The organism is Ensifer sp. SSB1 (assembly GCF_016652895.1).
GTDB lineage: Bacteria > Pseudomonadota > Alphaproteobacteria > Rhizobiales > Rhizobiaceae > Ensifer.
Genome location: NZ_JAEPRP010000294.1, coordinates 1 through 4,902, shown reverse-complemented (window position 1 = coordinate 4,902; position 4,902 = coordinate 1). Strand labels below are relative to the sequence as shown.

Annotated in this window: 4 protein-coding genes; 3 read left to right on the top strand and 1 reads right to left on the bottom strand. The window is 61.4% G+C overall.

Annotated features, from left to right (window positions below; genetic code table 11):
* On the bottom strand, positions 1-677 hold a 677-nt coding region (locus I8N66_RS36005; protein ID WP_291165041.1), incomplete at its 3' end, for an aminoacetone oxidase family FAD-binding enzyme.
* Between the two features lie 124 nt (positions 678-801).
* Here I8N66_RS36005 and I8N66_RS36000 point away from each other — a divergent pair.
* From I8N66_RS36000 to zwf, 3 genes are all read left to right on the top strand, one after another.
* Positions 802-2,238 carry a glutamine synthetase family protein gene (locus I8N66_RS36000; protein ID WP_113536389.1) on the top strand — a complete coding sequence of 479 codons (1,437 nt, stop codon included), beginning with the start codon at positions 802-804 and terminating at the stop codon, positions 2,236-2,238.
* A gap of 15 nt (positions 2,239-2,253) precedes the next feature.
* Positions 2,254-3,540: an FAD-binding oxidoreductase gene (locus I8N66_RS35995; protein ID WP_291165038.1), complete on the top strand. Its 1,287-nt coding sequence runs from the start codon at positions 2,254-2,256 to the stop codon at positions 3,538-3,540.
* Positions 3,541-3,749: 209 nt separating this feature from the next.
* On the top strand, positions 3,750-4,902 hold a 1,153-nt coding region (zwf, locus tag I8N66_RS35990; protein ID WP_291165035.1), incomplete at its 3' end, for a glucose-6-phosphate dehydrogenase.

Genomic DNA, 4,902 nt, shown 5'->3' with positions numbered 1-4,902 from the left:
TCGCGAAAGGCCGTCTTGCCGAACCGGGCTTCGGCATCAGCTGCGACGCCCGCCAGTTCCCCGATCGTTTCGAGTTGCGCCGGATCAAGCGTCAACGGCACAAGGCCCGGCCGCGTTTCGACCATGGCCAGACCGAACTGCTCGGCGATCCGGTAGGCGAGCCCGGTCGCACCCATCTTCGGGATCGACTTGCCGCCGCTGGCGATGACGAGCGACTGCGCATCGATCGGCCCCTCATCGGTCATGATCCGGAAGCCCGCACCGTGACGCTCGACGCTCTCGATCGAGGTTTCCAGCCGCAGTTCGGCATGGACCTCGCGCATTTCGGAAAGCAGCATCTTGATGATGTCCTTGGCCGAATGGTCGCAGAAGAGCTGGCCGAGCGTCTTTTCGTGCCAGGCGATGCCGTGCTTTTCGATCAGTGCGAGAAAATCGCGCGGGGTGTAACGCGCCAGCGCCGACTTGCAGAAATGCGGGTTGGCCGACAGGAAGTTCTTCGGCCCCGCATGGATATTGGTGAAGTTGCAGCGGCCGCCGCCGGAAATGCGGATCTTCTCGCCCGGCGCCTTGGCATGATCGAGCACAGCCACACGGCGCCCACGCTTACCCGCCTCAATGGCGCACATCATGCCCGCGGCACCGGCGCCGATGATGACCACATCCTTCTTGTCAGCCACGAAACACCCCAGCTCTTTTGTCCTTCCTTCCCGGTGGCGGAGACGAAAGTCAATGACGAAGCCCATCTAGCCAATTGCCAATCTACGGTTATGATGCGTCATCCGAAGCCAAAACCGGTGATTTATGCCCTCGAAGAGAAGTGCCGCCCAACAAACAACGAAAACCAGCAAATCCTCGAAAATCCCCCCCGCCCTGCATTCCCTCCGCGGCGTGAGCACCTGGAAGGAAGCCACGGACTGGCTCAAGATCCGCGGCATCGAAGACATCGAATGCATCACGCCAGACCTTGCCGGCGTTCCGCGCGGCAAGATGATGCCGACCTCGAAATTCACGTCCAACACGTCGCTAGCTCTGCCTTCGGCCGTCTACCGCCACACGATTTCGGGCGAATACCCTGATGAAACCGGGCAGTTCCGCTACGATTCCCGTGACAGCGACATCAAGCTCGTGCCCGACCTCTCGACCCTTTCGGTCGTGCCCTGGGAAACCGATCCGACGGCGCAGGTGATCTGCGACATCGTCGGTTCGCAGGGCGAACAGATCAGCTACACTCCGCGCAACGTTTTGAAACGCGTGGTCGAGCTTTATCGCCAGAAGGGCTGGAAGCCGGTGGTGGCACCGGAAATCGAGTTCTATCTCGTCGCCCAGAACGACGACCCGGACTACCCGCTGCATCCGCCAAAGGGCCGTTCCGGCCGCTCCATCCTTGGCGGTCAGGGCTATTCGATCGCCGGCATCAACGAGTTCGACGAACTGATCGACGACATCTACCACTTCTCCGAGAAGCAGGGGCTGGAGATCGACACGCTGATCCACGAGGAGGGTCCGGCCCAGCTTGAGATCAACCTTCGCCACGGCGACCCGATCGAGCTTGCCGACCAGGTCTTCCTGTTCAAGCGGACGATCCGCGAGGCGGCGCTGAAACACGGCATCTATGCCACCTTCATGGCAAAGCCGATGCAGGGCCAGCCGGGTTCGGCGATGCACATCCACCAGTCGGTGGTCGAGATCAACACAGGCCGCAACCTGTTCTCGAACCCTGACGGCTCGGCATCGAAGGAGTTCTTCCACTTCATCGGCGGGATGCAGCACTACGTGCCGCGCACGCTCGTGATGATGGCCCCCTATGTGAACTCCTATCGCCGGCTCACGCCCGACATGTCGGCGCCGGTGAATACCGCCTGGGGCTACGATAACCGCACCACGGCGTTCCGCATTCCGGTATCGGAGCCGATCGCCCGGCGTATCGAGAACCGGCTGCCGAGCTCGGACGCAAATCCCTATCTGGCGCTCGCGGCCTCACTTGCCTGCGGCTATCTCGGCATCATCGAGCAGCGGGAGCCGACGGCACCGACCGAGGATACGGCGAACGAGGGCGAGATCCTCCTGCCCCGTGGCCTGCTCGAGGCCGTATCGCTCCTGGAATCGGCGCCGTCGCTCGCCGAAGTGCTGAGCCCGGAGTTCATCGCCATCTATGCCGGCGTCAAACGTGGCGAGTTCGAGACCTTCATGCAGGTCATCAGTCCCTGGGAACGCGAATTCCTGCTTCTCAACGTCTGACCTCAGAGGTTTCCCATGCCCTGGCAAAGCCCGATCTCGCCCGGTTACTCCTGGTATGAGGCAACGGTTCCGGATCGACCGGAATATCCCGCCATGCCGGGATCGCGGAAAGCCAATGTCGCGATCATCGGCGGCGGCTATACGGGGCTACAGGCTGCCTGGAACCTGGCACGGCAGGGCGTCGACGTTACCTTGATCGACGCCTGCCGCTTCGGCGACGGTGCCTCTGGCCGCAATGGCGGCCAGTTCGGCACCGGGCAACGCGCCTGGGCGGACGAGACGGAAGAAAGCCTCGGCCACGAACGGGCGCAGGCGCTTTTCGACATGGCCGAGAATGCCAAGCGCTACGTGCTCGATTTCGCCAGCGCGCACCAGATCGACATCGAGTTCGTGCCGGGCCAACTCTCGGTCGGCCACAAGAAAAGCCTCGAAAAAGACTATCGCGACCATGCGGAAGCAATGGCGGCACGCTTCGGCTATCCGCATCTTTCCTTCATGGATCGCGAGGAAACCGCGAGCCGACTCGGGTCCAGCCACTACCATTTCGGCATCCGCGATGCCGGTACCGGCCATATCCACCCGATGAAACTTTTGGTGGGCCTTGCAAGACAGGCGGCGCTCGCCGGCGCCAATCTTTTCGAGCAGACGAAGGCCCTGAAGATTGACCGCCAGAGCGGCGCAATCGTGATCACCACCGATCGCGGCACGATTATTGCCGACCGGGTGCTCGTCGCCTGCAACGCCTATATTGGCAATCTGGAGCCGGTAAGTGCCAGCCACGTCATGCCGATCCGCTCCTTCATCGGCGCAACGAAAGCTCTTGGCGACTATCCGAACGTCATACCCGGCGGCGAATCGGTCGACGATTCGCGCTTCGTCGTACGATACTTCCGCAAATCACGGGATGGGCGGCTGCTCTTCGGCGGACGCGAGGCCTATACCGCCGACAACCCGCTCGATATCTCGAGCCACATCCGCCGGCAGATCAGCGAGATCTATCCGGAGCTTGCCAATATCGATATCACCCATGCCTGGGGCGGCTCCGTCGGCATCACCATGCCGCGCACTCCCTTCTGTCGCGAGGTCATGCCCGGCGTCACCTCGATCGGCGGCTATTCCGGCCACGGCGTGATGCTCTCCAACTATTGCGGCAAGCTCTATGCCGATCTGGCGCTCGGCAAGGACACCGAGCTCGACCTGCTGAAAGCCCTGAAAATCCCGGCTTTCCCGGGCGGCACGCGGTTCCGCTCCGCCCTTCTCTTCTTCGCGCTTAGCTGGTACGCATTACGCGACAGGTTCTGAAAAACGCTTGCGGCTGCATTTTATTGCGCCGCACTTTAGATCACGATGGTTTTGGGTCGGCTCGACCCAAAATCATAAACGTGATCGATAGTTAGAAGATAGTGCGGGATGCGGGCGGAAAACCGCGCGCACTTTTCCTCATCCCGCACTAGCGCCTTTAAATCGATTAGATTATATGTGCCCCTGACCTGAACAGATCGAGATATCCCATGAGCAGCCAGATCATCCCCGTCGAACCATTTGACTATGTGGTGTTCGGGGGCACCGGCGATCTTGCGGAGCGCAAGCTGTTGCCGGCGCTCTATCACCGCCAGTTGGAAGGCCAGATCACCGAGCCGACGCGCATCATCGGCGCCTCGCGCGCGGCACTCAGCCATGAGGACTATCGCAAGTTTGCCGTCGATGCACTGAAGGAGCATCTGAAGGCAGACGAATACAAGGAAGAGGAAGTCGCGAAGTTCGCCGCACGCCTGTTCTACGTATCGGTCGACGCTAAGTCGGATCAGGGCTGGGACGCACTGAAGAAGATCCTCGAAGAAGGCAAGGAGCGCATCCGCGCCTTCTACCTCGCGGTCGGCCCGGCAATCTTCGGCGACATTTCCGAACGCATCCGCGATCACAAGCTGATCACCAAGAACACCCGCATCGTCGTCGAAAAGCCGATCGGCCGCGACCTCGCCTCGGCGACCGAGCTCAACGACACGATCGGCAAGGTCTTCCGCGAAGAGCAGATCTTCCGCATCGACCACTATCTCGGCAAGGAGACGGTGCAGAACCTGATGGCGCTGCGCTTCGCCAATGCACTTTACGAGCCGCTGTGGAATTCCGCCCATATCGACCACGTGCAGATCACCGTGTCGGAAGCCGTCGGCCTCGAAAACCGTGCCGGCTACTATGACAAGGCCGGTGCGCTGCGCGACATGGTGCAGAACCACATCCTGCAGCTCGTCTGCTTCGTCGCCATGGAAGCGCCGACGTCCATGGACGCCGAAGCGGTTCGCGACGAGAAGCTCAAGGTTCTGCGCGCGCTGAAGCCGATCACCTCTTCCAACGTCGAGCAGGTGACGGTGCGCGGGCAATATCGGGCCGGCGCCTCGGCTGGCGGTCCGGTCAAGGGCTACCTCGAAGAACTCGAAGGCGGCGTCTCGAACACCGAGACTTTTGTGGCGATCAAGGCTGAGGTCAGCAACTGGCGCTGGGCCGGCGTGCCCTTCTACATTCGCACCGGCAAGCGCCTTGCCGGCCGCATGTCGGAAATCGTCATCACCTTCAAGCAGATTCCGCATTCGATCTTCGACAACAATGCCGGCCGCATTTCGGCCAACCAGCTGGTTATCCGGCTGCAGCCGAACGAAGGCGTCA